Genomic DNA, 393 nt, shown 5'->3' with positions numbered 1-393 from the left:
CGACGCCGAAGAACGCCTCGACGGCGGCGAGGGCGACCGCCGCGTTGTGCGCCTGGTGCGCGCCGTGCAGTGGCAGGTACACCTCGGTGTACTCACCGCCCAGCCCGCGCAGCGTCATCATCTGGCCGCCGACGGCGACCTGCCGGTCGAGGACCCCGAACTCCAGGCCCTCGCGGGCCACGGTGGCGCCCACCTCGACGGCCTTCTTCAGCAGCACCTGCGCCGCTTCCACCGGCTGCTGGGCCATGATCACCGTCGCGTCCTGCTTGACGATGCCGGACTTCTCCGTGGCGATCTCCGCGGGCGTGCCGCCGAGCCGGTCGGTGTGGTCCAGGTCGATCGGCGTCACCACGGCGACGCCGGCGTCGATGACGTTCGTCGCGTCCCAGGCGC

1 protein-coding gene is annotated in these 393 nt (G+C 72.5%); it reads right to left on the bottom strand.

What is annotated here, in order from left to right:
- Positions 1-393 (bottom strand): Mur ligase family protein (locus LPA54_RS41400; protein ID WP_267488050.1); only part of this gene is annotated, 393 nt, incomplete at both ends.

The sequence above is a fragment of the Streptomyces sp. DH12 genome (assembly GCF_020873895.1).
Classification (GTDB): Bacteria; Actinomycetota; Actinomycetes; order Streptomycetales; family Streptomycetaceae; genus Streptomyces.
This window is presented reverse-complemented; position numbering and strand designations above follow the sequence as displayed.